The organism is Nonomuraea sp. NPDC005650 (assembly GCF_040605375.1).
Classification (GTDB): Bacteria; Actinomycetota; Actinomycetes; order Streptosporangiales; family Streptosporangiaceae; genus Nonomuraea.
In genome coordinates, this window is the sequence record NZ_JBEXCR010000026.1 from 63,622 (window position 1) to 89,330 (window position 25,709).

A 25,709-nucleotide genomic window follows, 5' to 3' on the forward strand; every position below is an offset into this window, starting at 1 on the left:
CGGCGGCGGCCGGAGGGGTGTTCAGTCGCGTTCGACCAGGGAGCGCCACTGGCGTACCAGCCGCGACTCCACCGGGTCGTACCAGCTCCCCCGCACGGCGGACCCCACGTGGAAGGCGCGGATGCCGTAGTCGAGCAACGCCGGCACGTACGCCGGCTTCAGCCCGCCTCCGGCCAGGATGATCGAGCCGTCACCGGCGTCGGCGCGCCCCCTCAGCACCGGCAGCCCCTCACCCACCCCGTTGGGCGAGCCCGCGGTGAGGACGGTGGCGAGGTTGGGCAGCAGCCGCACCGCCCGCCAGGACGCCTGGACGTCGGCGGCGTGATCGACCGCCCGGTGGAACGTCCACGGGAGCGGCGAGACGGCGTGGATGAGCGCCTCCGTCGCCGTCAGATCGACCTTCCCTGCCCTGTCGAGGAACCCGAACACGAACCCCGCCGCCCCGGCCTGCGCCAACGCCTTGGCGTCCCGGCTCAGGCGGTCGAGCACGTCGGGGTCGGCGATGAAGTTGGCGTCACAGCGGAGCATCACCATCTGAGGGAGGGGGCACTCCGCGGCGATCGAGGCAACCGTCTCCGGGGAGGGGGTCAGCCCGTCGGCCGCCATGTCGGCGACGACCTCCAGCCGGTCGGCTCCACCCTGTTCAGCGGCCACGGCGTCACGCACGTTGAGGGCGATCACCTCGAGCAGGGATCCGGTCATGGAGGAGAGGTTATATGGTGCTCTGCACCGTTCCGCCGCCGATCACACCAAAAAGTCCCCGCCAGCGGCCCCTCTCCGTCGCCGCAGGGGCACCCGCCGGGCGCTCAGATGCTCTCACAGCGCCCGCGAGAGCGGTATCCGCTGCCGGACCACACCGCGGGACCTCTGCCCGCGCCAGCGAAGCACACAGCCGCCCGTCTCCGCACCCAAACCGGCACACACGCCACCCGGGTGGTCGGAAGGCGCGCTTGGCCCCGATCCCGGGGGACCGGGGCCGTGGGGCGGGGTGTCAGGCGGAGATGAGTTCGGCCATGGTCAGGTCGCGGAAGGCCGTGGTGCCCAGGTCCGCCGACGGGCGTTCGAAGAGGGCGCCGGACGCGCGGTGGGGCAGATCCACCGTGCGGACGTGGCGGAACCCGCGCCTGCGGTAGTACTCCTGCAGCCGCCGGTTCCCCTTGGCGCAGTCCAGCCGCAGCCAGGGCAGCCCGGCCGCGTGGGCGGAGGCGCAGGCCCAGTCCAGGAGGGCGTCGCCGAGGCCGCTGCCGGACCAGGGACGGGCCACGGCGAGCTTGTGGACGTAAAGGGCGGCCCCGGGGTCGTCGTCGAGCGTCCAGAACTCGGGGTCCGCGTGGTCGTCGAGGGCTATGGTGGCTACCGGCGGGGCCGATTCGTCGGGGTCGAGGTATCTGAGCTCGTCGTCGAGCAGGAACAGCACCCGCTCCTCAATGAGCGGCACGATGCGCTCCGGGCCGAAGCCCCCGCGCGGCCACTGCCGCACTCCTCGCCTGTAAAGCCACTCGGAAGCGTCCGCGAGCAGCGTGAGTACGCCGGGAAGGTCCTCTGGCTCCGCTCTGCGGAGAGCGAGCGGGTGAAGCAGCGTGTTGGTGTGCATAATGAAACTCCCGTTGCATTGGGTGTACGCGCACATACAAAGCGTGATGAAGCAATGGTGCGCATAGCCGAAAATGGGGCCTAGACCCGATATATATGGATAAATGGCGATTTAGGGGAGTATGCACGACTCCCCTAGGCCAGCGAGGCGGCTAATTTCTCGCTGCACCCGGCCGGCGGGATCACCCCTTCAACAGAGCTCGCTAGCGGCCATCGAGCTCGTATCTGATCAAATGTTTGTCGGCGGGCAGCACCGACACCGCAACACGCACCGGCATGTCGGCCCCGTCGTATCCAACTCGGACATACACCATGACTGGCGTCCCGAGTTCGAGTTGAAGGCGCTCGGCCTCCTCCTGGTTGGGCATGCGGGCCCAGATGTCGTCGGTGACGCGCACCTGCGCATGGCCCAGCTCCTCCAGCACCCGGTTCGCCCCTCGCGCGATGTCTCCGGGCCTGGCGATCTCAGAGTCGGCAACCATGTCACGGGGAAAGTAGGAATCGTTGGTGTTGTATGGCTGGCCGTCCACGAAACGCAGACGACGTCTCACCACCGCCAATTCCCCATCAGCCAACTCCAGCCTGCTGGCGATCTCCTCGACGGGAGAAACCGTCAGCACCTCGATGTACTGGCTTGGCTCGCGGCCTTCCTGCGCCACGGCATAGGCGAAGGCTTCCCGCAGTTCCCCAGAAGGTTGTGGCTCCAGCTCCCGCTGCGGATAGATCAGCAGCGGTCTGCGGTCTCTGACCACGGTTCCGCGCCGCGGCGTGCGCGTAACGAGCCCCTCATTGACGAGCTCTCCCAGGGCCAGCCTTACGGTGTTCCTGCTCACCCCATGGTCTTCCATGAGCTGCGCCTCGGTCGGCAGCTGTGACCCCGGGCCGAGGACGCCCGAGTAGATGGCTCGACGCAACTCCGCAGCCACCTGCTGATACAGCACCGACCTTGCCACTTTCACCCCTTTTGTTCCAACAATTTAGACGATCTGGTTCTAGCAGGCCACAACCCCTTGACCGAACCGCCTCCACCGGCCCATCATCCATTCGTTGGTACAAATCCATCTAAAGGCCGGTGAGGGGGTGAAGGCCAGTGTTGCCGGTCCGCACGGGTACGCCGTACCTGCCCTGGCATGCCCCTTGCGAAGCAACACGTTTACTGCGTTACGGGTTGCGTCGCCAGGGGTTCACCCACACCTACCAGAGCATGGGCGTCGGTGTGCGCGAGCTATCGGTGTTGACTGAGCTGACCGTGTGGTGCAATGACGGATCCTTTGTCTGGAATGAGGAGGGTGGCGCCCCCGTCACGCACCCCATCGATGACCCGGTTGGTGCAGCTCAACGCATCGCCGCACGTTACCGGCAGCAGGAGCTTTCACACTCCCCCATCGACTCCGTGCGCGAACTCACGGTCTAGGACTCCATCCCTCGCCGGAGTCCTGGCGCCGTCGCGCACGGGACAGGAAGCGCGTCCTGGCGGGTCCCCCACGCCCGCCAGGGCGCGTTTTCCTCCAAGGGACCAACGCAGGGCAGCGCGCCTCTTCCCGCTTCAGGCGGGGGCCGCGCCCTTCCAGGCGGATCTCGCGCCGCCGGCGCGCCGGTGAGCACCGGCTCCCAGGCACTCGCCGCACTTCGGATCCCCGCCGATCCCCAGGTGCCCGCCGCCCTCCGGATGCGGACGTCACCAAAGGTCCTCGCCGACCCCGAAGCACTCGCCGTCGCCCAGGACGGCCGTTCACAGCTTTTACGGTCACCACGGGCGACCCCACCCGCCGACCATGGCCGGGCCCCGTCCAGGGAGACGCTTCTCCGGTGTGCGGGGCCAGGCGACGTGACGGCACGGCACAACCGGCTGGATGGCTTCATCGAGAGCCGGCGGGCAGGCGGGATCGACACTCGTGACCCCGAGGTCACACCCGCCACCGACTTCCCGTCAGTCATCGTTCGCCGCCAGTCCGAGCCGTCCGCGTCGACGTCTACTTCCATCATCATCAACCCTCGGAGCCAAACCTGGGGGCCCCTTCGTGATGGTGGGACTGGTGGGATTTTCCGGTACCAATCCAATTTCCGGAGCAAGGTCAACTAGCGGGAGAATTTGCGCTCGGCCGGATGAGCATCCAGATTCCCGTCGTCATCCACCGGCGCCCAGTCCACCAGGGTCAGCCGTTCGTCGACCGGGCGGTAGGCGGCCCGGACCCGCCGGCCGCGCTCCGGAGGGCCGTCGCCGCGCCAGTTCCCGTACACGAAGCACCCCGGCACCGCCGCCAGCCGGACCATCACCACCACGTACGGCACCCCGAACCCCGGCATGAACGGCTGATGGTTGACGATCCAGCTCTCGACCACCCCCTCGGGCGGGACCTCCCGCCAGTGCCACGCCTCCGTGCGGCACTCGGAACAGAACGCCCGCGCCGGGAAACGCACCGCCCCGCACCCGTCGCACTCCTGCACGGCGAACTCCTCGCCCGCCACCCGCTCCCACCACTCCCTGGAGTCCCGATCGGGTTCGGGCCGGTACGCCGCCATCACGACCTCCTCAGAATCAGGGCGGAGGTGGCGGGGAGGATGTAACCGGGCTGGGCCGTGGACAGCGCGACCTCGGCCCCCGCCACCTGGCGGTCCCCCGCGTCGCCTCTGAGCTGGGAGACGGCCTCGGCGATGTGGTTGATGCCGTGGACGTAGCCCTCGGACAGGAAGCCGCCGTGGGTGTTGACCGGGAGCGGGCCGTCCGGCGCCGTCGCGCCCGAGGCCACGTACGGGCCGCCCTCGCCCTTCTCGCAGAACCCGTAGTCCTCCAGCTGGACGATCACCGAGTACGTGAAGCAGTCGTACAGCTCGGCCACGTCGACGTCCTCCGGCCCCAGCCCGGCCTGCGCGTAGAGGCGCGGGGCCAGCGCGGCGGCCGCGGTCACGGTCGGGTCGGCGGACGGGCCCGAGAGGTGGCCCGAGAGATGGGATGTGCCGCCGCCCCAGGCCGCGGCCGAGATCAGCACCGGGGGGCGGCGGAGCGAGCGGGCGCGTTCTGCGGTGGTGACGACCACGGCGCAGGCCCCGTCCGTCTCCAGGCAGCAGTCCAGCAGCCGGAACGGCTCCGCGATCCATCTGCTCGCCAGGTAGTCGTCCAGCGTGATGGGGGTGCGCATCAGGGCGCGTGGGTTCTTGGCCGCGTTGGCGCGCTGGGTGACCGCCAACTGCCCGAAATGCTCTTCCTGAGTGCCGTATTTCAGCATGTGGGCTCGGGCGAACATGGCGTACTGCTGCGGCGGCGCCACGTACCCGTACGGGGCCTGGTACTGCACCTCCGGGCTCACCGGCACGCCCCGGCCGGTGCCGCCCATGCGGAACTCGGAACGGGCGTTGATGGCCCGGTAGCAGACGACCGTGTCGGCCACCCCGGCCGCCACCGCCAGCGCCGCCTGTCCGACGACCGCGTGCGAGACGCTGCCGCCGCCGAACTGGTCGAGGTGCCAGGCGAGGTCGGTCATGCCCAGCGCGGGGGCCACCAGCGTGGGGGCGGCGGAGTCGCCCACGCGATGCGTGGCCAGGCCGTCCACCTCGTCCACCGACAGCCCGGCGTCCTCCAGCGCGGCGAGCACGGCGCGGCAGGCCAGCGTGAGGGTGCTGACACCCGAGTCCTTCGCGAAGGGGGTGTAGCCGACCCCGGCTATCGCGGTGCGATTTCGGATGTCAAGCAAGCGCTTGGGCACAACCGTCACGTTAGGCAGGAAATTTCCCCCATGTCAACGCACCCCGCCGCACGGAGGGCGAGGCACCCCGCACGAAGCGGGCCCGTACGACCCGGGCCGTCGCAGCACGTGTGGCATGCGAACTTGACATGGTTTCCCCGTTCGCCCTAGCGTCCAAGCAAGCGCTTGGTATGATAGGGCGCAGACGGTGGACTAGGAGGCGGACCCATGAGCACACACGCTGCCCGGCTCGTCGCGCCGGACGGCTGTCGCGGCCTTCCGACGCCCCCTCAGCGCAGGATTCGCAACGGAGCCCCCATGCCGACCGGCCCTTCACCTCACAGCGCGAACGGTCACCCCGACAGCCGCCGGTTCCGGCAGGTGCTCGGCAGGTTCGCGACCGGGGTGGTGGCGATCACGGCGGTCGATCCGGTGAGCGGCCAGCCGTGTGGCCTGGCGGCCAACTCCTTCACCTCCGTCTCGCTCGACCCGCCCCTGGTGGCGTTCTGCGTGGCCCACACCAGCACGAGCTGGCCCAAGGTGCGCGGCGCCAAGGTCGTCACCGTGAACGTGCTGGCCGAGCACCAGCAGGCGGTGTGCGCCCAGATGGCGACCAAGGGCGGCGACAAGTTCGCGGGCCTGGAGTGGACGGGCTCCCCCGGCGGCAACCCGGTGCTCGAAGGCGCGCTGGCGTGGATCGACTGCGCGGTCGAGGCCGAGCACGCGGCGGGCGACCACATGATCGTCGTGGCCCGGGTGCTCCAGCTCGACACGCACGCGGACGGCGGCCCTCTGGTGTTCTTCCGCGGCGGGTACGGGGGCTTCGTTGAGCCTGCCTGAGCCGGCGGGCCAAGAGGGAAAAGAGCCACCCGGCACGCCGGGGCTGCGGGAACAGGCTCGGGCCTGGCTGGAGGAGGCGCTGAGCGGCGAGTTCGCGCCCGCCAGAGGGCTCGGCGGGCCCGGGCGCGAGCACGAGGGCCACGAGCTGCGGCAGGCGTGGGAGCGCCACCTCGGCAAGGCCGGATGGACCTGCCTGGGCTGGCCCGAGCGGTACGGCGGACGCGCCGCCTCCCTGGAGGACCAGGTCGCCTTCTACGAGGAGTACGCCAGGGCCGACGCCCCCGCCAGGGTGGGCCACATCGGCGAGGGGCTGATCGGCCCGACCATCCTCGAATTCGGCACCGACGAGCAGAAGGACCGCTTCCTGCCGCCGATCCAGCGCGGCGACGAGCTCTGGTGCCAGGGCTACTCCGAGCCCGAGGCGGGCTCCGACCTGGCCAACGTCCAGACGAAGGCGCACCTGGAGGGCGGCGAGTGGGTCGTCACCGGGCAGAAGGTGTGGACGTCGCTGGCGCACGTGGCCGACTGGTGCTTCGTGCTGTGCCGTACCGAGCCCGGCTCGCAGCGGCACAAGGGGCTGTCGTACCTGCTCGTCCCCATGGACGGGCCGGGCGTCGACGTGCGGCCGATCACGCAGCTCACCGGGACGTCGGAGTTCAACGAGGTGTTCTTCGACGGCGCGCGCACGGCGGCGGGGAACATCCTGGGAGCGCCGGGCGAGGGCTGGCGGGTGGCGATGGCCACGCTCGGTTACGAGCGCGGCGCCTCGACGCTCGGGCAGCAGATCGGGTTCAGGCGGGAGCTGGCCAAGGTCGTCGAGACCGCCGGAAGGACGGGCGCGATCGACGACCCGGTGCTGCGCGACAGGCTGGTCCAGTCGTGGCTGGAGCTGGAGATCATGCGGCTCAACGCGCTCAGGATGCTGCGCCCGGACCCGGGCCCCGAGGTGTCGATCGCCAAGCTCTACTGGTCGGAGTGGCATCGGAGGCTGGGCGAGCTGGCTCAGGCCGTACAGGGCAAGGCCGGGCTGGTGGCCGAGCCCTCCCGGACCGCCCGCCCCGACCGGCCCGATGAGCCCGAGCTCAACGACTTGCAGCGGCTCTACCTGTTCAGCCGCGCCGACACGATCTATGCCGGATCCAGCGAGATCCAGCGGAACATCATCGCCGAGCGCACCCTGGGACTCCCCCGCTGATTGGAGCACGGATGCCCCCATATCCGAAGGCGCACGGACTGCTCGACGGCAAGGTGACGCTGGTGACGGCCGCCGCAGGGGCGGGCATCGGCTACGCGACCGCCAGGCGCTGCGCCGAGGAGGGCGCGACGATCGTCCTCTCGGACCGGCACGAGCGCCGCCTGGCCGCCGCCGCCGACGCGCTGACCGAGCTCACCGGCGTCAAACCGCTGGCCGTGCCGTGCGACGTGACGTCAGAGGCGCAGGTGCTGGCGCTGTTCGACGCGGCGGTGGAGGCGCACGGCAGGCTGGACGTGGTGGTCAACAACGCCGGTCTCGGCGGCACGGCCCCGCTGGCCGAAATGTCCGACGAGCAGTGGCACGCGGTCATCGACGTCACCCTGAACGGCACCATGCGCTGCACCAGGGCGGCGCTCAGGCAGATGACCGCCCAGGGCTCCGGCGTCATCGTGAACAACGCCTCGGTGGTCGGCTGGCGCGCCCAGCGGGGCCAGTCGCACTACGCGGCCGCCAAGGCCGGGGTGATGGCGCTGACCAGGTGCGTCGCGCTGGAGGCCGCCGAGCACGGCGTGCGGGTGAACGCGGTGGCGCCCTCGCTGGCGGTGCACCCGTTCCTGGCGAAGGTGACCAGCGAGGAGCTGCTGGCGGAGCTGGCGGCCAAGGAGGCGTTCGGGCGGTCGGCGGAGCCGTGGGAGGTGGCGAACGTGATCGTCTTCCTGGCCAGCGACTACTCCTCGTACATGACGGGAGAGGTGGTCTCGGTCTCCTCGCAGCATCCGTGACGATATCCTGAGTGCCAGGATATAGTGGGGCCGTGAATATAACGGAGCCCATGTTCCTGGCGCTGATCGCGCTGGTGGACGAGCCGCGCCACGGCTACGGGATCGTCCAGGAGGTCGATCGCCTGTCCGAGGGGCGCGTGCAGCTCAAGATCGGGACGCTCTACGGCGTGCTCGACCGGCTCTCGGCCGAGGGCCTGGTCGAGCCGGACCGCGAAGAGGTGCAGCAGGGGCGGCTGCGGCGCTACTACCGGCTGACCGACGAGGGCGCCGACGCGCTGGAGCAGGAGGCGGCCAGGCTGGCCGCCAACGCCGAGGCCGCCAACGCCCGCCTGCGCGCCAGACGCTCCCCGGAGCCATCGGACGCGCCCACCCGGACGCCGTCACATCCGCGACAGCTACCCGCCGGGGGTGCCGCGTGAGTCTGCTCGAACAGCGTTATCGCAGCGTCCTGCGCCTGCTGCCCGCCTTCTACCGCGCCGAGCGCGAGGAGGAGATGGTGGCCGCGTTCATGGAGATGTACGGCGACGTGCCCGACGACGTGAACCCGCGTCCGAGCTGGGGCGAGGTCGCCAGCGTCGCGGCACTGTCCGTCCGGCTGCGGCTCGGCGCCGGGCGCGACCGGCCGCGGGCCTTCGCCTGGGGCGAGGCCGTCCGGCTCGCCGCGCTGCTGGGGCTGGCCTACCAGGCGGTGTACGGCGTCCTCGTCGCGGCGGACGTGCTCCATGCGCTCAGCCTGGGGACCACCCCGTTCTCGGGCGCGCCCGAACCCGCCGAGCTCCTGATGGCGCTCCGGGACCTGGGGACCGCCCTCTGCGCCGTGGTGGCCTTCACGGCGATCATGCGGGCCCGGCCGCGCCCGGCCAAGGTCGCGGCGCTGCTCGGCACGATCCCCCTGCTCGCCCATGACGCGATCACGCTGGTCGCGCCCGGCCCCGTCGGGGGCGGGCCGTGGATGGAGACGGGCCGCATGCTGGTCACGGCGGCGCCCGTGATCGCGCTCCTGCTGGGCTTCCACCGCGACGTCGCCCCGCCGCGCCGGCCGTGGTGGCTGACCCTGGCGCCGCCGGCCGCCGGCCTGACGATGCTGGCCTGGGCCGAGGTGTGGCTGGCCCTGCGGCTCTACGAGTCGGAATGGCTGGCGATGTGGCTGGACCTCGACGGGACGGCGATCGCCGCGCTGGTCGTGGGCTCGGCGTTCGCGGTGGCCCGCGGGCCTGCCCCGTCCGTGGCGCTCGGGCTGTCGATCGCCGGCCTGCTCCTGCTGCTGAGCCGGCTGGGCCTGCTGATCGACCTCCAAGGGTCGGCGATCGGCGACGTCACGACGGTGGTCGCCACGCAGTGCCTCCTGCTCACCGTGGTGACCGGCGCGCTGGCCGCGGCGGGGCTGCGGTCGCTGCCCGGCGCACGTGCCGCCACCCTGACCTGAGCCTGTCAGGGAAAGATCAGGGTGGTCGGCAAGGTCCCAGGGGATCTAGTGTCCGAGGCATGGGCGCACGCTCTTCCTTCCTGCTCGATGTCCTCATGGCAGAGTTCGGCGAGTCGATCAAGCGAGACCCCGCCGCTTTTAGGCGGAAATTTCGGAAAATGGCGGCTTCCCCGTTCGCGTTCTACCGGGGCAGTGCCTGCCTGTTCTACGCGGACATGGCCGAGTCCTACGCGGACCGTTCCTACCTGGACGAACCGACCAGCCGGGTGTGGATCCACGGCGACCTGCACGCGGAGAACTTCGGCACGTACATGAACGCCTCCGGCGTCCTCGTGTTCAACGTCAACGACTTCGACGAGGCCTACGTGGGCCCGTACGTCTGGGACCTCAAGCGGTTCGCCGCCAGCGTGGCGCTCATCGGGTACGCCAAGGCGCTGTCCGACGACTCGATCAGCGTGCTCGTCACCGACTTCGCCGGCGCGTACCTGGTCGAGCTGGGCGCGCTCGCGGCCGGCGGGGACGACGCGATCGGCTCGCTCACGCTGGACACCACCACCGGCGTGCTGCACCGGGTGCTCCAGACCGCCCGGCTCAGCACGCGGGTGGCGCTGCTGGACGTCGAGACCGTGATCGACGACTACGACCGGCGGTTCGCGCTCATGGAGGGGCGGGAGCCGGTGGACGCGGCGACCAGGCAGGCGGTGGTCGCCGCGTTCGAGGAGTACCTGAACACGCTGCCGGTGCAGGCCAGCCCGGTCGAGCACGTGATCAAGGACGTGGCGCTGCGCAAGGGCGTGGGCATCGGGTCCGCGGGGCTGCCGTCGTACAACCTGCTGCTCGAAGGGCGTTCGCAGGCGCTGGAGAACGACGTCATCCTCTACATGAAGCAGGCGGCCGTGCCCGCGGTGGCCCGTTACGTCACCGACGAGAAGGTGGCCTCGTACTTCCTGCACCAGGGGCATCGCACGGCGGAGTCGCAGCGGGCGCTGCAGGCGTACGCCGATCCGTGGCTCGGGTACACGACGCTCAACGGGGTGGGGCAGCTCGTGGCCGAGGTGTCGCCGTACTCGGCGGACCTCGACTGGGACGACGTGAACGAGCCGGCCGCGCTGCGCTCGATCGTGCAGGACCTGGGACGGGCGGTGGCGCGCATGCACGCGGTGGCCGACGACGAGTCCAGTCACGACCTCGTCGACTTCTCGACGGAGGAGGCGATCGTGCGGGTCATCGGCAACGACAAGGCCGGATTCATCGGGATGCTGGTGGATTTTGCCCACCGGTACGGGGCCCAGGCCCGGGAAGACCATCAGCGGTTCGTCGACCTGTTCCGCAACGGCCGGCTCCCCGGCGTCTGATTCCGGCGACCGCGCGGGCGGTCGGGCGGGAGGAGACGTCGTACGACATCCGATCGGGCTGCTGCCAGGGACGGAGGAGGCCTGGCCGACGGCGTTCGAGACCGTGCCGCGGCGGCCGTCCGCGGGCGAAGAGGTGGTGGCCGGGCCAGGCCGATCCGTGCGTGGAGAAGGGGCTGAGGTACGGCGGCGAGCGCCCTCTCCACGAGATCGACCTGGTCCGGGGCTCATGTGCGCCGATCGGCCCGCGCGCGCTCCAGTCGGCGGCGGGGTCGTCCCAGCGCATCGACCCGGCCCTCGATGCCGCCTCGCGCCAGGCGGTCAGGACCGGGTCGCGCTCGTCGTCGGCGTGGCGCGGGTCAGGCCCTCGCGGACCCGACCCGCGCCCCTCCGGCTAGTCGATCTCGACGACGTCCTCGATGCCCACGGCGCCGCGGTTGGTGGCGGTCACGGCGTTGCCGTTGACGTTGTTGACGCTGGTCGCGCCACGGCCGCTCACGTTGCTGTTGACGACGTTGCCGAAGTTGTTGCCCGACTGCGAGGAGCCGCGGTTGGAGCTGGAGTTACCCGCGTTGACGTCCGCGTAGGCGGGAGCCGCCAGCAGGGTCACCCCGGCAGCAGCGGCGGCGACGAGACCGGTCACGCAGAGCTTCTTCACCATGGTCGTGGTCCTTTCAGATCGTATTGGCTTTGGACGTCAGCCGGTCAGTAGAAGATGTAGGTCACCGTGATGCCGCCGTTGGTGGCGGTCGGAGCGATGCCGTTGACGTTGTTGACGTTGGTCGAGCGATCCCTGCCGTGGTTGACGGAGGTGACGTCGCCGAAGTTGTTTCCGGACTGGGACGAGTCGCTGTTGCTGCTCCAGTTGCCGGCCCGGGTGTCGCCGCTCAGCGGCCCCAACCAGTCGTCGTCAGCGTGAGCCGGGGCAGCCATGAGTGCGCCGCCGACGGCCATGGCCAGCACGGCTGCGGCGGCGCACGCTCTTTTGATCAACTTTCCGCTCCTTCACCGGTAGGGTTCAGGGCCGGCGAGCACGGGCGCGCCGCCCCTTTGACCTCCCTTGACCCCTGGAGATCAAGGTCACTGCGAGCATATAACCGTGAGTTGTCGATCGGTAGCTCTGGGTTACCAGAATATTATTCGACCAATACGCTGACGGAGGATGTCAGTGACCCGGGCCTAACGTCCGCCGCATGATCTTTGAGCTGCGCCAGTACACGCTGCTGCCCGGGCGGCGAGACACGTTGATCGAGCTGTTCGAGCGCGAATTCGTGGAGACCCAGGAGGCGGTGGGCATGCGGGTCACCGGCACCTTCCGCGTCCAGGACGCGCCCGACCGGTTCGCCTGGCTACGCGCGTTTCCGTCCATGCCGGCCCGCAAGGACGCGCTGGAGGCCTTCTACGACGGGCCCGTGTGGCGCGCCAACCGGGACGCCGCCAACGCCACCATGGTTGACAGCGACGACGTGCTGCTCCTGCACTCCGTCGGGGCCGAGCCGCCCGCTTGGGAGCGGCCGCCGGCGGGCGCGACCGAGCTGCCCCCGTCCCTGTACGCCGCCACGATCTACCACGTCGAGGACGGCTTCTCCGCCTTCTTCGCCCGGGAGGTCGCGCCCATGCTGGCCGAGGCGGGGGTGCCGCCCGTCGCGTGCCTGGAGACCGAGCACTCGGAGAACAACTTCCCCCGGCTCCCGATCCGGACCGGGGAGAACGTGTTCGTGTGGTTCGCCCGCTTCGATCCGGCCGCGGAGGAGCGGGAGGTGGACCTCCCCAGGCTGAAGGACCGCCTGACGGCCGCCCCCGAGCGGATCCTGCTCCGCCCGACCGCCCGCTCGGCCATGCGCTGACCCACCCGGCCCCCACCCGGCTCATACGCCGCCCGACACACGCCCAGCTCACGCCCCGCCCGGCTCACGCCCCGTACACGGGCTCGGGGGGCGGGGCGGCGGCCAGGAGCTCGGTGACCGCGTCGCCGACGGCCGTGGGGTCCCAGCGCGCGCCGCGGTCGGCCCGCTCGCCGTGGCGCCAGCCCGTGGCCAGGGCGATCGAGCCGCCCTCCACCTCGAACACCCGCCCCGTCACGTGACCCGACCCCTCGGAGCCGAGCCAGACGACGAGCGGGGCGATGTTCGCGGGGTCCATGGGGTCGAAGCCGGACTCCGGCCTGGCCATGGTCGCGGCGAACACCGCCTCGGTCATGCGCGTGCGGGCGGCGGGGGCGATGGCGTTCACCGTCACGCCGTACCTGCCCAGCTCGGCCGCGGCCACCTGCGTCAGCGCGGCGATGCCCGCCTTGGCGGCCGAGTAGTTGGCCTGCCCGACGCTGCCGAGCAGGCCCGCGCCGGACGAGGTGTTGATCACCCGGCCAGTGACGCGCTCGCCCGCCTTGGCACTCTCCCGCCAGTACGCCGCCGCGTGGCGCAGCGGCAGGAAATGTCCCTTGAGATGGACGCGCACGACGTCGTCCCACTCCTGCTCGGTCATGGAGACGAGCATCCTGTCGCGGAGGAAGCCGGCGTTGTTCACCAGGACGTCGAGGCGGCCGTACGCGCTGACGGCGGTCTTGACCAGGCGGGCCGCGCCGCCCCAGTCGGACACGTCGTCGCAGTTGGCCACCGCCTGCCCGCCGAGCGCCTCGATCTCCGCGACCACCTCCAGCGCGGGGCCTCCCGAGCCGCCCTCGCCGCCGGGGCCCGTGCCGAGGTCGTTCACCACGACGCGGGCGCCCTGCCTGGCGAACTCCAGCGCGTGCCCCCTCCCGATCCCCCGTCCGGCACCCGTCACGATCACCACGCGGCCAGCACAGATTCCCACACAGACCTCCCAGAAGGATCATGCAGAGATATCAGGAAATGTCGCTGGAGGCCAGGTGCCGCCAGGCGGGGATCTCGCCGCCGCCGTCCACCCGTACCTCCGCGCCCGTGACGTAGCCGGGCGCGGCCAGCCACAGGCACGCGGCGGCCACGTCGGCGGGCGTCGCCATCCGGCCCGCCGGGATGGCCGCCCCCATCCCGTCCTCGCGCCCGCCGTAGTGGGAGGCGGCGTTCTCGGTGGCGGCCAGGCCGACGACGACCGTGTTGACGCGTACCTCCGGGGCCCACTCTGCGGCCAGGCAGCGGGCCAGGTGGTGCAGCCCGGCCTTGGCGGCGCCGTACGCGGCGGTGCCGGGCGAGGGGCGGGCGCCACCGGCGCTGCCGATCATCACGATCGCCCCGCCGGCGGCGGCGAGCAGCGGGTACGCGGCCTGCGAGACCAGCAGCGGGGCCGTCAGGTTGAGCTCGATGACGCGGGCGTGCAGGCGCGGCGAGGTGCCGTCGAGCGGCGCGTGCGGCGAGCCGCCGGCGTTGTTGACCACCACGTCCAGCCGCTCGAACCCGGCCATCAGCCGCTCGACGTCCTCGGGCGCCCGCACGTCGGCCCGCGCGAACCGGACCCCCGGCACAGGGACGGCCGGCTCGCGCCGGGCGCAGACCGTCACGTCGGCGCCCGCCTCCCGGAAGGCGCGGGCGATCCCCGCGCCGATGCCCTGGGTGCCGCCGGTCACCAGGACGGCCTTGCCCGCGTAGTCGTAAGTCACGGTCACGGGTGCTACCGTACCAAGCAAGCGTTAGGTGCAACCAGGGAGTCCTATGGGGATCACGCTGCGGGCCGGGCCGATCGCCGAGGTGGTCGTGGACGTGCCGCCGGTGAACGCGTTGACCGTGCGGGGCTGGGAGGAGCTGGCCTGGACCGTCCGGCGGGCCGGGGACGACCCGGAGACCAGGGTGGTGGTGCTGCGGGCCGAGGGGCGCGGGTTCAACGCCGGGGTCGACATCAAGGAGCTGCGGGACGCCGAGGGGTACGAGGCGCTGGTCGAGGTCAACCGGGCGTGTTACGCGGCGTTCGCGGCGGTCTACGAGTGCGCCGTGCCGGTGGTCGCGGCCGTGCACGGCCACTGCCTGGGCGGCGGCGTCGGCCTGGCGGGGAACGCCGACATCGTGGTGGCCAGCGAGGATGCGTACTTCGGGCTGCCCGAGGTGGACCGGGGCGCGCTGGGCGCGGCCACGCACCTGGCCAGGCTGGTGCCGCAGCACCTGATGCGGGCCATGGTCTACACGTGCAGGAACGTGACGGCCGCCGAGCTGCACGCGTTCGGATCGGTGCTGGAGGTCGCGCCGCGCGACAAGCTGCGCGACACGGCGCTGGAGGTGGCGGGGCAGATCGCCGCGAAGGACCCGTACGTGATCCGCCGCGCCAAGGAGTCCCTGAACGGCATCGACCCCGTGGACGTGAAGCGCAGCTACCGCTTCGAGCAGGGCTTCACCTTCGAGCTGAACCTGATGGGCGCCGGAGACCGGCACAGGGAGCGATTCACGTGACCAAGCTGATGTCGGCCGAGGAGGTCGCGGGCACGGTCGAGAGCGGGATGACGATCGGGATCGGCGGCTGGGGCTCGCGGCGCAAGCCGATGGCCCTCGTCCGCGCCCTCCTGCGCTCCCCCGCCACCGACCTCACGATCGTCTCGTACGGCGGCCCCGACGTGGGCATGCTGTGCGCGGCGAAGAAGGTGCGCAAGGTCGTGGCCCCGTTCGTCACGCTCGACTCCATCCCCCTGGAGCCCCATTTCCGGCGGGCCAGGCAGGCCGGGGAGATCGAGTTCGTGGAGTACGACGAGGGGATGTTCATGTTCGGGCTGCTCGCGGGGGCGCACCGGCTGCCGTTCCTGCCTACGCGGGCGGGGCTGGGGTCGGACGTGCTGCGCGTCAACCCCGGGCTGCGGACGGTGCGGTCGCCGTACGCGGACGGGGAGGAGCTGGTCGCGGTGCCCGCGCTGACCATGGACGTGGCCCTGGTCCACCTGAACCGGGCCGACGCGCGGGGCAACGCCCAGTACCTGGGGCCCGACCCGTACTTCGACGACCTCTACGCCAAGGCGGCGCGGCGGTGCTACGTCTCGTGCGAGCAGGTCGTGGAGAACCTGCTGAAGGAAGGACCCGTGCAGTCGCTGCTGATCAGCCGGTCGATGGTGGCGGGGGTGGTTGAGGCGCCCGGCGGGGCGGGCTTCACCTCGTGCGAGCCCGACTACGTGCGCGACGAGGCGCTGCAGCGGCGTTACGTGGAGACGCCCTGGGAGGAGTTCGATGAGCGACAGGGCTGACGTGTGCGTGGTGGCGTGCGCGGAGGCGTTCCGGGGCGACGGCGAGATCGTGGCGGCGGGCATCGGCGGGCCGGTCACGGTGCTGGCGGCGCGGCTGGCGCGGCTGACGTTCGAGCCGGAGCTGCTCACGCACGACGGCACCTGCCTGCTCACCGGCGACGTGCCCGCGCTGGGCGAGGTGCCCGAGGTGGTGGAGGGGTGGCTGCCGTTCCGGGAGCACCTGTGGCTGGTGCTGAACGGGCGCCGCCACGTCATGCTCGGAGCGAGCCAGATCGACCGGCACGGCAACACGAACATCTCCTGCATCGGCGACTGGGCCCGGCCCAAGGCGCAGCTGCTGGGCGTGCGGGGCGCCCCGGGGAACACCCGCTGCGACCCGACCAGCTACTGGATCCCCCGCCACTCCCCCCGGGTGTTCGTGCCCGCGGTGGACCTGGTCAGCGGGGTCGGGACCGACAGGGGCGCCTTCGACCTGCGCCGCGTCGTCACGAACCTGGCCGTCCTCGACTTCCGCACCCCCGGCGGGTCCATGCGCCTGGTGTCGACGCACCCCGGAGTCCAGGTGGACGACGTGGTGGCGGCAACCGGCTTCGAGCTCGACATTCCCGAGCACGTCCCCCAGACGCGCGGGCCGACCGTCGAGGAGCTGGAGGTCCTGGACCGGCTCGACCCCGGACGCCTGCGGGACCGGGAGCTCGCGTGAGGACCGCGCTGACGTCCCTGGTCGGGTGCCGCCACCCGATCGTGCAGACCGGCATGGGGTACGTCGCGGGCGCCCGGCTGGCTGCGGCCACCTCCCAGGCCGGCGGGCTCGGCGTGATCGGCGCCGCGACGATGTCGACGGCCGAGATGACCGCGGCGATCAGGCGGGTGAAGGAGCGCACGGACGCGCCGTTCGGCGTGAACCTCCGTTCCGACGCCGACGACGCCGCCGAGCGGATCGAGGTGCTGATCAGGGAGGGTGTGCGGGTGGCGTCGTTCGCGATGGCGCCCAAGCGGGACCTGATCGCCCGGCTCAAGGACGCGGGCGTGGTCACGATCCCGTCGGTCGGGGCGCGCCGGCACGCGGAGAAGGTGGCGGGCTGGGGCGTGGACGCGGTGATCGTCCAGGGCGGCGAGGGCGGCGGCCACACCGGCTCCGTCGCCACGACCCTGCTGCTGCCCCAGGTCGTGGACGCGGTGGACATCCCGGTGATCGCGGCCGGGGGCTTCTTCGACGGTCGCGGGCTGGTGGCGGCGCTGGCGTACGGGGCCTGCGGGATCGCCATGGGGACCAGGTTCCTGCTGACGAGCGATTCGCCCGTGCCCGACGAGGTGAAGAAGCTCTATCTGGCGACGGGGGACACGGTCGTCACGACCAGGGTGGACGGGGTGCCCCACCGGGTCCTGCTGACTCCGTTCGTGGCGTCGCTGGAGCGCTCGCGCCTGGTCAGGGCGGTGCTGAACGGGGCCAGGTTCAAGCGGCTGTCGGGGCTGTCGTGGGGCGAGATGCTGCGCGAGGGCCGCCGGATGAGGCAGGCGCGCGACCTGACCTGGGCCCAGGTCCTGCAGGCGGCCAACACGCCGGTGCTGCTGCGGGCCGCGATGGTGGAGGGCAGGGCGGACCTCGGGGTGATGGCGTCCGGCCAGGTGGTGGGCGTGATCGACGACCTGCCGTCCTGCCGGGAGCTGATCGAGCGCATCGTGGCCGAGGCCGAGACCGCCCTGACCCGCCTGCGCGAGGAGCGCTGAGGCGCCGGGGTCAGAGCACGGTGATGCCGCGGGCCGCCAGGATGGCGTTGGCCTGGGCCTGGTTGATGACGGCGCCCGCGAACGCCCGCAGCTTCGCGTCGTCCGGCTCGCCCAGGTCGGCGCCGCGCAGATCGGCCTTGTTGAACTTGGTCTGGAGCAGGCGCGTCCCGATCAGCCGGCAGTCGCTGAACGTGGCCTCCGTGAAGTCGCACCCCGACAGATCGGCGTCGTCGAAGCGGACTCCCTCGATGACCTCCCCGCGCAGGGAGCACCCGCCGAGGTTGGCCAGGGTCAGGTTGGAGCGGGCGATCTTGAAGCCAGTGCCGCGCGAGGCCGTCAGGGCGGTGCCGATCATGCGGCACCCCGTGAAGGAGACGTCCGTGAGGAGCGCGCCGCCGAACTGGGCCGAGGACAGGTCCACGTCGGTGAACGTCACGTCGATGAGGTCGGCGTCGTTGAAGCGGGTCCGCATCCCGCCCCCGCCCGTGAACGAGGCCCCGTCGAGGTCGGCCTTGCGGAAGTCGGTCTGGTCCAGCACGCACGACTCGAACCTGGCCCCCGCCAGCGGGGCGCCCCACAGGTCGGCCTCCGTCAGGTCGCACTCGCGGAAGACATGCGTCTCGTCCGCGGAAAGCCGGTCGCCCAGCGCTTTGCGTGAAAGATCCTCGCCGTCGAAGTTCACGGGATGACACCCTACCGATCGCACCAGACCGGTCAGGCCCTACCGGTGAGCACCTCGGCCGCGGCCTGCCCGCAGACCCGGGCGGAGCCGTACGTGGCAAGGTGCACGGCGCCCAGATCGGACCGCTCGGGCAGCCCCATCTCCACCACCACGGTGTCGGGCCGGGCGCTGAGCAGGTGCCGCAGCGCCTGCTCCTGCCAGGCATGGCGGTGCACGTCCCGGACCACGACCACCAGCGGCCGTCCGGCGGCCTCCGCGAGCAGGCGCTCCAGCTCCGACCCCGTCGAGTCCCCCACCGTCAGCCGCATCACCGCCGTGCCCGGCAGCAGGCGGGTGAGCGGCTCGCCGACGCCCCACGGCGTGTGCTTGTCGATGGCCAGGTTCATCTCCGGGGCCAGCTCCACCACCGAGGCGGCCGAGGTCAGCGGCAGCACGGGGGCGGTGGAGCGGCGGGTGATCCGGATCGCCCGGCGCGCGGCGGTCAGGCCGACGGCGCCGTCGCCGGACGTCTGGCTGCCCGAGGAGACGGCCCATGAGGCCAGCTCGCGGACCCTACGAGCGGCGTCGGCCAGCCGCTCCTCGGGCAGCAGTCCCTGGGTCACCGCCGTGGCGATGGCGTCGCGGATGCCGGCGGCGGTGCCCTCGTCGGCCCGCTCGCCGCCCACGCAGATCGCGTCGGCACCCGCGGCGATGGCACGGGCGGAGGCGCCCCCGATCCCGTACGCCCCCGACACCGCGGCCATCTCGATGCCGTCAGTGACGATCATCCCTTCGAAGCCGAGCTCTTCCCGCAGCAGCCCGGTGAGCACCTTGGGGCTGAGCGTGGCGGGCAGCCCGGCGTCGTACGAGGGCACGAGGAGGTGTCCGGTCATGACGGCCCGGACGCCCTCCTTGATCGCCTCCCGGAAAGGGAGCAGCGCGTCCTCGATCCCGCCCCCGGCCACCACGGGCACGCCGTGATGCGAGTCGACCGAGGTGTCCCCGTGCCCGGGGAAGTGCTTGGCGCACGCGGCCACGCCCGCCGACTGCAACCCGCGGACGAACGCCCTGGTGTGCCGGGACACCAGGGCCGGGTCCGCGCCGAAGGCCCGCAGGCCGATGACCGGGTTGTCCGGGTTGGAGTTCACGTCGGCCGAGGGGGCGAAGTCGATCGTGATGCCCGCCGCCGCCAGGTCGCCCCCGAGGTCCCTGGCCAGGGCCTCGGTCAGGGCCACGTCGTCCACGACGCCCAGCGCGTACGCACCGGGGCGGCTGCTCCCCGTGGCCGCCTCCAGCCGCGTGACCTCCCCCGACTCCTCGTCGGTGCCGACGAGCGCCGAGGGGTTCTCCGCGCGCAGCGCGGCGGTCAGCCGGGCCAGCTGATCCGGGCCGGCGATGTTGCGCGAGAACAGCACCACGCCGGCCAGCCCCTCGCCGAGCCTGCGGCGCAGCCAGTCGGGAGGCGTGTGCCCGGCGAAACCGGGCAGGAGGACGGCGTCGGCAAGGCGAAGCAGGTCACCGCTCAAGGGCATGACCCGAAATCTAATAGGAAAGTTTCCTATTTGCCAGAGTCATTTTCTGATGTCAGCGCCTTCTTTTCAGGAAGGCAGCCGCTCGATGACGGTGACGTTCGCCTGACCTCCCCCCTCGCACATGGTCTGCAGGCCGTACCGTCCGCCCGTGCGCTCCAGCTCGTGCAGCAGCTTCACCGTCAGCACGGCGCCGGTCGCGCCGAGCGGGTGGCCGAGCGCGATGGCGCCGCCGTTCGGGTTCACCTTGGCGGGATCGGCGCCGGTCTCCTTGATCCAGGCCAGCACGACCGGCGCGAACGCCTCGTTGATCTCGATCGCGTCGAAGTCGTCGATGGCCAGGCCGGTCATGCCGAGGGCGTGGGCGGTGGCCGGGATGGGGGCGGAGAGCATCACGATCGGGTCGCCGCCGCGGGCCGACAGGTGGTGCACGCGGGCGCGCGGGGTCAGGCCGTGCTCCCGTACGGCCCTGGGCGAGGCGACGAGCAGGGCCGCCGCGCCGTCGGAGATCTGGGACGCCAGGGCCGCGGTGAGCCGGCCGCCCTCGACCAGGGGCTTGAGCCCGGCCATCCGCTCGAGCGTGGTGTCCCCGCGCGGGCACTCGTCCGTGGTCACGCCCTCGTAGGGGGCGATCTGGCGCACGAAGTGCCCGTCGTCGATGGCGTGCAGGGCCCGGCGGTGCGACTCGTACGCGTACCGCTCCATCTCCTCGCGCGAGAGGTCCCAGGTCGCGGCCATCTGCTCGGCGCCGGTGAACTGGGAGACCTCCTGCGTGCCGTACCGCTCGACCCAGCCCTTGGACCCCCCGAACGGCGTCTCGTGGCCGTACGCGCGGCCCGCGAGCATCGCGGCCGAGATGGGGATCATGCTCATGTTCTGCACGCCGCCCGCCACCACGAGGTCGCTCGTGCCCGACAGCACGGCCTGGGCGGCGAAGTGCAGCGCCTGCTGGGACGAGCCGCACTGGCGGTCCACCGTGACGCCGGGCACCTCCTCGGGGAGCCCGGCCGCGAGCCAGCAGGTGCGGGCGACGTCCCCGGCCTGCGGGCCGATCGTGTCCACGCAGCCGAAGATCACGTCGTCGACGGCCGCGGGGTCGGCGTCCGTCCGGTGCATCAGCTCCCTGAGCACGTGCGCGCCGAGATCGGCGGGGTGGGCCGCGGCCAGGCCGCCGTTCCTGCGCGTGACGGGGGTGCGGACGGCTCCGACGATGTACGCCTCGTTTGCCATCTCCGCATCGTAGCAAGCGCTTGGTACGCCACGAAATGCCGCATGAGCTGCGTCAGTTAGGTGAACAAGCGATTGTGCGAGGGCTCATAATGGTGTCGTGACCACGCGTAAGAACTCCGGCTCCACGACCACCCCGGCCAAACGCCAGCGAGCGAGCTCATCGGGGTCCGCCTCCGAGCGCCGCGACCACCTCGTCAAGCTCGCCGCGGAGCTCTTCGCACGCAAGGGCTTCCAGGCCACGACAGTACGTGAGATCGCCGACGAGGCAGGCATCCTCTCCGGAAGTCTCTACCACCACTTCGACTCCAAGGAGACGATCGTCGACGAGGTGCTGTCCACCTTCCTCGACGACCTCATCGCCCGCTACCGCGCGGCGGTCGACACCAGCGCCGACGCCCGCACGGTGCTGTCGGAGATGGTCCGCATCGGCTTCGGCACGCTGGAGCCGCACCGCGCCGCCATCACCGTCATGCAGAACGACTGGAACTACCTGCGGCAGTTCGAGCGGTTCAACTACCTGGTCAAGGCCGAGGACGAGGTCGAGCAGATCTGGGTGACGCAGATCAAGGCGGGCCAGGCGGCCGGGCTGTTCAGGTCCGACGTCGATCCGAAGCTGACCTACCGGATGATCCGCGACACGATCTGGGTCGCGGTGCGCTGGTTCCGCCCCGGCGGCAGGCTCAACACGACCGGGCTGGCCGAGCACTACATCACCGTGCTGTTCGACGGCCTCGCCACGGGCGAGCGCACCACGCAAAAGGGATGAGCATCGACAAGGCGGTGCGGATGGCACTGCAGGAGGTCGCGGAGCCCGGCAAGGCCGAGGCGATGCGCGCGTACATGAAGTCGGCGATGCCGTTCCTGGGCGTCCAGGCGGTGCGCCGGCGGGCGGCGCTGCGGCGGGTGTTCGCCGAGCACCGGCTGGAGAGCGCGCCCGCGTGGCGGAAGGCCGTGCTGGCGCTGTGGCGGGAGGCCGAATACCGCGAGGAGCGCTACGCCGCCGTCGAGCTGTCCGGCTACCACCTCTACCGCGACTACCAGACCCTCTACACGGTGCCGATGTACGAGGAGATGATCGTCACCGGGGCCTGGTGGGACCTCGTCGACGAACTGGCCACCCACCGCGTCGGCGGGCTGCTGGCCACCTACCCCGACTCGATGCGGCCGCTCATGCTGGAGTGGGCGCACGACGGCGACCTGTGGAAGCGGCGCACCGCCATCCTCAGCCAGAACCGGTTCAAGGAGCGCACCGACACGGCCCTGCTCTTCGCGTGCATCGAGCCGAGCCTGTCGGACAACGACTTCTTCGCGCGCAAGGCGATCGGCTGGGCGTTACGCGAATTCGCCAAGTCCAACCCCAGCGAAGTGCTCCGCTACGTGAACGCCAAGGGCATCACGGGCCTCAGCCGCCGCGAGGCACTGAAGAACCTCTCCGTCACCTAGTCCACCCTGTCACCTAGTCCATAGGGCGTCCTGAACGGCCTGCACCAGGGCCATCAGCTCGGGCGTGACCCGCTCCTTCGACCAGGCCAGCGCGTACGTGATGCGCAGGTCGCCGGCGTCCAGCGGCACGAAGCGCACGTCGTCGCGACGGATGGTCCTGGCCAGCAGCTGCGGGATCGGCAGCAGCCCGGCGCCCGCGGCCACCAGGTCGAGCGCGGCGGCGAAGTCGTCGTCGGCCGCCATGCGCGAGCGCCCCGGCAGCCCCGGCCACGGGCGGCTGCCCGGCGTGAGCAGCACCTGCCCGCCCAGCTCGGCCGGGGCGACCTTGGGCCGGGCGGCCAGCCGGTGACCCGCGGGGACGGCCAGATGGTCGACCGTGACGTGAAACCTGGCCGCCGTCACGAACTGCGCCGGCGCCGGAGTCGCCAGGATCGCGGCCGAGACCTCGCCGCCCGCCAGCGCCTGCACCGCCGCGCCCCGGCCCGCCGCCCGCAGCTCCACGCCGATCGCCGGAGTGCGGCCCGCCAGCCGCCTGACGATCCGCGCCGCCAGCGTCCCGACGAGCGGTGGATAAGCCAGGTGAATGGTCGGCCTGGCCAGCCGCGCCGACTCGGCCTCGAAGGCCCTGGCCGACTCGATCACCTGCTCCGCGTACGGCAGCAGCGCCTTGCCCTCCGCCGTCAGCCGCACGTCACGGGCGGTCCGCTCGAAGAGCCTGACCCCGGCCGCGCGTTCGAGCCGGGTGATGGCCTGGCTCATGGCGGGCTGGGACATCCCCAGGTCGGCGGCGGCTCTGGAGAAGCTGAGCCGGTCCGCGACTCTGACGAAGCAGTGCATCTCCTTGAGCATAAGCAGCACCAATCCATGATGCACGAGCTCCCGAGTGCTCGGCAGGATGCCTGCGATCAGCCGAACGAGATCAAGGGAGCCAGAGACATGTCGCCATTCCCCAAGTCCACGATCCTCGGATACCCGAGGATCGGGCCGCGCCGGGAGCTGAAGCGGGCGCTGGAGTCGTACTGGGACGGGCGGTCGAGCCGGGCGGAGCTCGAACAGGTCGGTGCCGGCATCAGGGAGCGGACCTGGCGCAGGCTGGCCGAGCTGGGGCTGGAAGGGCTGCCGTCCAACACGTTCTCCCTGTATGACCAGGTGCTGGACACCGCGGTGCTCCTGGGCGCGGTGCCGGCGCGCTACCGCGAGGCCGGCGACCCCTACTTCGCGATGGCCAGGGGCACCGAAGGGCTGGCGCCGCTGCGGATGACGAAGTGGTTCGACACGAACTACCACTACATCGTGCCGGAGATCGGCCCCGACACCGTGTTCAAGCTGGACGCGGCCAAGCCCCTCTCCGAGGTGCGCGAGGCGCGGGCGCTGGGCCACGAGACGCGGCCCGTGGTGGTGGGGCCGGTGACGTTCCTGCTGCTGGGGTCGGCGCTGGAGCGGCTGGACGACGTGCTGGCCTGCTACGAGGAGCTGCTGTCCGCGCTGGCCGCCGAGGGGGTGGCGTGGGTGCAGCTCGACGAGCCCGCGCTGGTGGGCGACCGGAGCGCGGAAGAGCTGGCCGCCGTGCGCACCGCCTACTCCCGGCTCGGCTCCCTCGCCGCCCGGCCCGGGCTCTTCGTGGCCTCCTACTTCGGCGACCTCGGGGAGGCCCTTCCGGTTCTGGCCGAGACCCCGGTGGAGGCCATCGGGATCGACCTCGTACGGGGCGCCGTGCCCGCGCTCGACCTGACCGGCAAGACCGTGGTGGCGGGCGTGGTGTCCGGGCGCGACGTGTGGCGCACCCCGCCCGGCCGCGCCCTGGCCGCCCTGGGCGCCGTGCGCGCCTCGGAGGTGGCGGTCAGCACGTCGTGCTCGCTGCTGCACGTGCCCTACGACGTGGAGGCCGAGCCGGACCTGGACCCCGCGCTGAAGGGGCGGCTGGCGTTCGCGGAGCAGAAGGTGGCGGAGGTGGTGGCGCTCGCGCGCTCCCCGCTGCGGGACGCCCCCCACACCGCGCCCTCCGTGGCGCTGCCCGCGCCCGTGGTGCCGGAGGAGCGCAGCCCGTACGCGGTGCGGGCGGCGGCGCAGGCCGAGCACCTGCGGCTGCCCGCGCTGCCGATCACCACGATCGGCTCGTTCCCGCAGACCGGCACGCTGCGCGCCGCACGGGCCGCGACGGCTTCGGGCACGCTCTCGCAGGCCGACTACGAGCGGCAGGTCGAGGCCGAGATCGAGCGCGTCATCCGGGTGCAGGAGCGTCTCGGGCTCGACGTCCTGGTGCACGGGGAGCCCGAGCGCAACGACATGGTGCAGTACTTCGCCGAGCACCTCGACGGGTTCGCCGTCACCAGGAACGGCTGGGTCCAGTCGTACGGCTCCCGCTGCACCCGCCCGCCGATCCTGCACGGGGACGTCGGCCGCCCGTCGCCGATCACGGTGCGGTGGGCCACGTACGCGCAGTCGCTCACGGACAAGCCCGTCAAGGGCATGCTCACCGGCCCCGTCACCATCGTGGCCTGGTCCTTCGTCCGCGACGACCTGCCGCTGCGCGACGTCGTGTTCCAGGTGGCGGACGCCGTACGGGAGGAGGTCCGCGACCTGGAGGCCGCCGGGGTGTCGGTCATCCAGGTGGACGAACCCGCCCTGCGCGAGCTGCTGCCGCTCCGGCGGGCCGCGCAGGCCGACTACCTGGAGTGGGCGGTGGCCGCCTACCGCCGGGCCACGTCGGGGGCCGGCGACCGCACCCAGATCCACACGCACCTGTGCTATTCGGACGCCGACCAGATCCTGGCCGCCATCGACGGCCTGGACGCCGACGTGACCACCATCGAGTCGGCCCGCTCGGGCGCGCGCATCCTCGGCACGGTCGGGGCCTTCGGGCGGGGGCTCGGGCCCGGCGTCTACGACATCCACTCGCCGCGGGTGCCCGCGGCCTCGGAGGTCGAGGACCTGCTGCGCCGGACGCTGGCGGTGCTGCCGGCGGAGCGGGTCTGGGTCAACCCGGACTGCGGGCTGAAGACCCGTACGTACGAGGAGGTAGAGGCGTCGCTGGCGAACGTCGTCACGGCCACGCGGCGGGTGCGCGCGGACCTACAGCCATAAAACCGGATGAAGCTCTCCAGGGT

General features: G+C 71.6%; 28 protein-coding genes. 15 read left to right on the forward strand and 13 right to left on the reverse strand.

The genetic code is table 11. The features are described from left to right. Positions 1-21: 21 nt before the first annotated feature. The 3 genes from ABZS69_RS38485 to ABZS69_RS38495 form a co-directional block, all read right to left on the reverse strand. The gene (locus ABZS69_RS38485) at positions 22-702 is read right to left on the reverse strand and encodes a copper homeostasis protein CutC (protein WP_355380850.1); all 681 of its coding nucleotides are present in this window, start codon (positions 700-702) and stop codon (positions 22-24) included. A gap of 289 nt (positions 703-991) precedes the next feature. After that, the gene (locus tag ABZS69_RS38490) at positions 992-1,438 is read right to left on the reverse strand and encodes a GNAT family N-acetyltransferase (RefSeq protein ID WP_355380852.1); all 447 of its coding nucleotides are present in this window, start codon (positions 1,436-1,438) and stop codon (positions 992-994) included. Positions 1,439-1,796: 358 nt separating this feature from the next. Further along, positions 1,797-2,534, reverse strand: coding sequence for a GntR family transcriptional regulator (locus ABZS69_RS38495; protein ID WP_350724598.1), 738 nt, complete (start codon positions 2,532-2,534; stop codon positions 1,797-1,799). A 149-nt stretch (positions 2,535-2,683) separates the two neighbouring features. Here ABZS69_RS38495 and ABZS69_RS38500 point away from each other — a divergent pair, with 149 nt between their 5' ends. Beyond that, the gene (locus ABZS69_RS38500) at positions 2,684-3,007 is read left to right on the forward strand and encodes a hypothetical protein (protein ID WP_355380856.1); all 324 of its coding nucleotides are present in this window, start codon (positions 2,684-2,686) and stop codon (positions 3,005-3,007) included. A gap of 665 nt (positions 3,008-3,672) precedes the next feature. Here the strand turns inward: ABZS69_RS38500 and ABZS69_RS38505 are convergent. Together ABZS69_RS38505 and ABZS69_RS38510 are read right to left on the reverse strand one after the other, a co-directional pair. Then, positions 3,673-4,116: an OB-fold domain-containing protein gene (locus tag ABZS69_RS38505; protein WP_355380858.1), complete on the reverse strand. Its 444-nt coding sequence runs from the start codon at positions 4,114-4,116 to the stop codon at positions 3,673-3,675. Then, on the reverse strand, positions 4,116-5,297 hold the full coding sequence (locus ABZS69_RS38510) for an acetyl-CoA acetyltransferase (protein ID WP_355380860.1): 1,182 nt from the start codon (positions 5,295-5,297) through the stop codon (positions 4,116-4,118). The genes ABZS69_RS38505 and ABZS69_RS38510 overlap by 1 nt, the downstream gene beginning before the upstream one ends. Positions 5,298-5,594: 297 nt before the next feature. On the opposite strand from ABZS69_RS38510, the gene ABZS69_RS38515 reads away from it, so the two are divergent. Genes ABZS69_RS38515 through ABZS69_RS38540 form a run of 6 tightly spaced genes read left to right on the forward strand, consistent with a single transcriptional unit; the run spans position 5,595 to position 10,874 of the window. Continuing rightward, positions 5,595-6,116 carry a flavin reductase family protein gene (locus tag ABZS69_RS38515; protein ID WP_355380862.1) on the forward strand — a complete coding sequence of 174 codons (522 nt, stop codon included), beginning with the start codon at positions 5,595-5,597 and terminating at the stop codon, positions 6,114-6,116. Continuing rightward, positions 6,103-7,311: an acyl-CoA dehydrogenase family protein gene (locus ABZS69_RS38520; RefSeq protein WP_355380864.1), complete on the forward strand. Its 1,209-nt coding sequence runs from the start codon at positions 6,103-6,105 to the stop codon at positions 7,309-7,311. Before ABZS69_RS38515 ends, ABZS69_RS38520 begins: the two co-directional genes overlap by 14 nt. 11 nt (positions 7,312-7,322) lie before the next feature. Further along, entirely contained in the window at positions 7,323-8,093 is a 771-nt protein-coding gene (locus ABZS69_RS38525; RefSeq protein WP_355380866.1) for an SDR family oxidoreductase, read from the forward strand. 32 nt (positions 8,094-8,125) lie between these two features. Beyond that, the gene (locus ABZS69_RS38530; protein WP_355380868.1) at positions 8,126-8,512 is read left to right on the forward strand and encodes a PadR family transcriptional regulator; all 387 of its coding nucleotides are present in this window, start codon (positions 8,126-8,128) and stop codon (positions 8,510-8,512) included. Beyond that, on the forward strand, positions 8,509-9,519 hold the full coding sequence (locus tag ABZS69_RS38535; RefSeq protein ID WP_355380870.1) for a hypothetical protein: 1,011 nt from the start codon (positions 8,509-8,511) through the stop codon (positions 9,517-9,519). Before ABZS69_RS38530 ends, ABZS69_RS38535 begins: the two co-directional genes overlap by 4 nt. A 59-nt stretch (positions 9,520-9,578) precedes the next feature. Then, positions 9,579-10,874: a DUF2252 domain-containing protein gene (locus tag ABZS69_RS38540; RefSeq protein ID WP_355380872.1), complete on the forward strand. Its 1,296-nt coding sequence runs from the start codon at positions 9,579-9,581 to the stop codon at positions 10,872-10,874. 391 nt (positions 10,875-11,265) lie between these two features. Here ABZS69_RS38540 and ABZS69_RS38545 read toward each other — a convergent pair whose 3' ends face one another. Together ABZS69_RS38545 and ABZS69_RS38550 are read right to left on the reverse strand one after the other, a co-directional pair. Beyond that, positions 11,266-11,532, reverse strand: a complete 267-nt coding sequence (locus ABZS69_RS38545; RefSeq protein ID WP_355380874.1) for a hypothetical protein — start codon at positions 11,530-11,532, stop codon at positions 11,266-11,268. A gap of 44 nt (positions 11,533-11,576) precedes the next feature. Further along, positions 11,577-11,864 carry a hypothetical protein gene (locus tag ABZS69_RS38550; protein WP_355380876.1) on the reverse strand — a complete coding sequence of 96 codons (288 nt, stop codon included), beginning with the start codon at positions 11,862-11,864 and terminating at the stop codon, positions 11,577-11,579. A gap of 200 nt (positions 11,865-12,064) precedes the next feature. Here ABZS69_RS38550 and ABZS69_RS38555 point away from each other — a divergent pair, with 200 nt between their 5' ends. Then, the gene (locus ABZS69_RS38555; protein ID WP_355380878.1) at positions 12,065-12,718 is read left to right on the forward strand and encodes an NIPSNAP family protein; all 654 of its coding nucleotides are present in this window, start codon (positions 12,065-12,067) and stop codon (positions 12,716-12,718) included. A gap of 64 nt (positions 12,719-12,782) precedes the next feature. Here ABZS69_RS38555 and ABZS69_RS38560 read toward each other — a convergent pair whose 3' ends face one another. Then, positions 12,783-13,685 carry an SDR family oxidoreductase gene (locus ABZS69_RS38560; protein ID WP_355380880.1) on the reverse strand — a complete coding sequence of 301 codons (903 nt, stop codon included), beginning with the start codon at positions 13,683-13,685 and terminating at the stop codon, positions 12,783-12,785. A 31-nt stretch (positions 13,686-13,716) separates the two neighbouring features. Then, entirely contained in the window at positions 13,717-14,454 is a 738-nt protein-coding gene (locus tag ABZS69_RS38565) for an SDR family oxidoreductase (RefSeq protein WP_355380882.1), read from the reverse strand. Positions 14,455-14,500: 46 nt separating this feature from the next. Here ABZS69_RS38565 and ABZS69_RS38570 point away from each other — a divergent pair, with 46 nt between their 5' ends. From ABZS69_RS38570 to ABZS69_RS38585, 4 genes are read left to right on the forward strand one after another with little or no spacing between them, the layout of a single operon-like run. Continuing rightward, positions 14,501-15,229, forward strand: coding sequence for an enoyl-CoA hydratase family protein (locus ABZS69_RS38570; protein WP_355380884.1), 729 nt, complete (start codon positions 14,501-14,503; stop codon positions 15,227-15,229). Between the two features lie 8 nt (positions 15,230-15,237). Continuing rightward, positions 15,238-16,008 (forward strand): CoA-transferase, encoded by a 771-nt coding sequence (locus ABZS69_RS38575; RefSeq protein WP_355381096.1) that lies wholly within the window; start codon positions 15,238-15,240, stop codon positions 16,006-16,008. Further along, positions 15,992-16,711, forward strand: a complete 720-nt coding sequence (locus ABZS69_RS38580) for a CoA-transferase (RefSeq protein ID WP_355380886.1) — start codon at positions 15,992-15,994, stop codon at positions 16,709-16,711. The genes ABZS69_RS38575 and ABZS69_RS38580 overlap by 17 nt, the downstream gene beginning before the upstream one ends. Beyond that, positions 16,708-17,739, forward strand: coding sequence for a nitronate monooxygenase (locus ABZS69_RS38585; RefSeq protein WP_355380888.1), 1,032 nt, complete (start codon positions 16,708-16,710; stop codon positions 17,737-17,739). Before ABZS69_RS38580 ends, ABZS69_RS38585 begins: the two co-directional genes overlap by 4 nt. Positions 17,740-17,749: 10 nt before the next feature. Here ABZS69_RS38585 and ABZS69_RS38590 read toward each other — a convergent pair whose 3' ends face one another. The 3 genes from ABZS69_RS38590 to ABZS69_RS38600 form a co-directional block, all read right to left on the reverse strand. Further along, the gene (locus ABZS69_RS38590; protein ID WP_355380891.1) at positions 17,750-18,421 is read right to left on the reverse strand and encodes a pentapeptide repeat-containing protein; all 672 of its coding nucleotides are present in this window, start codon (positions 18,419-18,421) and stop codon (positions 17,750-17,752) included. 32 nt (positions 18,422-18,453) lie between these two features. Continuing rightward, on the reverse strand, positions 18,454-19,932 hold the full coding sequence (locus ABZS69_RS38595) for a glycoside hydrolase family 3 N-terminal domain-containing protein (protein ID WP_355380894.1): 1,479 nt from the start codon (positions 19,930-19,932) through the stop codon (positions 18,454-18,456). A 66-nt stretch (positions 19,933-19,998) separates the two neighbouring features. Continuing rightward, on the reverse strand, positions 19,999-21,159 hold the full coding sequence (locus ABZS69_RS38600; protein ID WP_355380896.1) for an acetyl-CoA C-acetyltransferase: 1,161 nt from the start codon (positions 21,157-21,159) through the stop codon (positions 19,999-20,001). Positions 21,160-21,256: 97 nt separating this feature from the next. Here ABZS69_RS38600 and ABZS69_RS38605 point away from each other — a divergent pair, with 97 nt between their 5' ends. Together ABZS69_RS38605 and ABZS69_RS38610 are read left to right on the forward strand one after the other, a co-directional pair. Further along, a complete protein-coding gene (locus tag ABZS69_RS38605) occupies positions 21,257-21,925 on the forward strand; it encodes a TetR/AcrR family transcriptional regulator (protein WP_355380898.1) in 669 nt (222 codons plus the stop codon). Further along, complete coding sequence (locus tag ABZS69_RS38610; RefSeq protein WP_355380900.1) at positions 21,922-22,602, forward strand: DNA alkylation repair protein; 681 nt, start codon at positions 21,922-21,924, stop codon at positions 22,600-22,602. Before ABZS69_RS38605 ends, ABZS69_RS38610 begins: the two co-directional genes overlap by 4 nt. Before the next feature lie 9 nt (positions 22,603-22,611). Here ABZS69_RS38610 and ABZS69_RS38615 read toward each other — a convergent pair whose 3' ends face one another. Continuing rightward, positions 22,612-23,451 (reverse strand): LysR family transcriptional regulator, encoded by an 840-nt coding sequence (locus ABZS69_RS38615; RefSeq protein ID WP_355381098.1) that lies wholly within the window; start codon positions 23,449-23,451, stop codon positions 22,612-22,614. 87 nt (positions 23,452-23,538) lie between these two features. Here ABZS69_RS38615 and metE point away from each other — a divergent pair, with 87 nt between their 5' ends. Then, the gene (gene metE / locus ABZS69_RS38620; protein ID WP_355380901.1) at positions 23,539-25,686 is read left to right on the forward strand and encodes a 5-methyltetrahydropteroyltriglutamate--homocysteine S-methyltransferase; all 2,148 of its coding nucleotides are present in this window, start codon (positions 23,539-23,541) and stop codon (positions 25,684-25,686) included. The last annotated feature ends 23 nt before the right edge of the window (positions 25,687-25,709 follow it).

Bases quoted from the DNA above. Each gene is read 5' to 3' on its own strand.
- ABZS69_RS38485 (WP_355380850.1), bottom strand. From the start codon at position 702: ATGACCGGATCCCTGCTCGAGGTGATCGCCCTCAACGTGCGTGACGCC.
- ABZS69_RS38505 (WP_355380858.1), bottom strand. From the start codon at position 4,116: ATGGCGGCGTACCGGCCCGAACCCGATCGGGACTCCAGGGAGTGGTGG.
- ABZS69_RS38515 (WP_355380862.1), top strand. From the start codon at position 5,595: ATGCCGACCGGCCCTTCACCTCACAGCGCGAACGGTCACCCCGACAGC.
- ABZS69_RS38525 (WP_355380866.1), top strand. From the start codon at position 7,323: ATGCCCCCATATCCGAAGGCGCACGGACTGCTCGACGGCAAGGTGACG.
- ABZS69_RS38540 (WP_355380872.1), top strand. From the start codon at position 9,579: ATGGGCGCACGCTCTTCCTTCCTGCTCGATGTCCTCATGGCAGAGTTC.
- ABZS69_RS38545 (WP_355380874.1), bottom strand. From the start codon at position 11,532: ATGGTGAAGAAGCTCTGCGTGACCGGTCTCGTCGCCGCCGCTGCTGCC.
- ABZS69_RS38555 (WP_355380878.1), top strand. From the start codon at position 12,065: ATGATCTTTGAGCTGCGCCAGTACACGCTGCTGCCCGGGCGGCGAGAC.
- ABZS69_RS38570 (WP_355380884.1), top strand. From the start codon at position 14,501: ATGGGGATCACGCTGCGGGCCGGGCCGATCGCCGAGGTGGTCGTGGAC.
- ABZS69_RS38575 (WP_355381096.1), top strand. From the start codon at position 15,238: ATGTCGGCCGAGGAGGTCGCGGGCACGGTCGAGAGCGGGATGACGATC.
- ABZS69_RS38580 (WP_355380886.1), top strand. From the start codon at position 15,992: ATGAGCGACAGGGCTGACGTGTGCGTGGTGGCGTGCGCGGAGGCGTTC.
- ABZS69_RS38595 (WP_355380894.1), bottom strand. From the start codon at position 19,932: ATGCCCTTGAGCGGTGACCTGCTTCGCCTTGCCGACGCCGTCCTCCTG.
- ABZS69_RS38600 (WP_355380896.1), bottom strand. From the start codon at position 21,159: ATGGCAAACGAGGCGTACATCGTCGGAGCCGTCCGCACCCCCGTCACG.
- ABZS69_RS38610 (WP_355380900.1), top strand. From the start codon at position 21,922: ATGAGCATCGACAAGGCGGTGCGGATGGCACTGCAGGAGGTCGCGGAG.
- ABZS69_RS38615 (WP_355381098.1), bottom strand. From the start codon at position 23,451: ATGCTCAAGGAGATGCACTGCTTCGTCAGAGTCGCGGACCGGCTCAGC.
- metE (WP_355380901.1), top strand. From the start codon at position 23,539: ATGTCGCCATTCCCCAAGTCCACGATCCTCGGATACCCGAGGATCGGG.